Below are 436 nucleotides of genomic sequence, written 5' to 3' on the forward strand. Positions count from 1 at the left end.
GGACGAGCACACCCTGTACGCGGCCCGCGATCCGCACGGTGTGCGACCGCTGTCGCTCGGCAGGCTCGACAGGGGATGGGTCGTCGCGTCCGAGACCGCGGCGCTCGACATCGTCGGCGCGTCGTTCGTCCGCGACATCGAACCCGGCGAATTGCTGGCCATCGACGCCGACGGCGTGCGCAGCACCCGCTTCGCAGAGCCGACGCCCCGCGGTTGCGTCTTCGAGTACGTGTACCTCGCCCGTCCGGACAGCGTGATCCACGGGCGGTCGGTCCATTCGACCCGCGTCGAGATCGGCCGACGTCTCGCCAGGGAGTTCCCCGCCGACGGCGACCTGGTGATCCCGGTGCCTGAGTCGGGCACGCCGGCAGCGGTGGGCTACGCCCAGGAGTCGGGTATTCCCTACGGCCAGGGTCTGATGAAGAACGCCTACGTC

General features: G+C 70.2%; 1 protein-coding gene. It reads left to right on the forward strand.

The features are described 5' to 3' along the window. A partial coding sequence (locus B3T59_RS12425) for an amidophosphoribosyltransferase (protein WP_414652093.1) occupies positions 1–436 on the forward strand: 436 nt, incomplete at both ends.

Origin of the sequence: Gordonia sp. UBA7860, from assembly GCF_002500165.1 — a bacterium.
In the GTDB taxonomy this organism is placed as follows: Bacteria; Actinomycetota; Actinomycetes; order Mycobacteriales; family Mycobacteriaceae; genus Gordonia; species Gordonia sputi.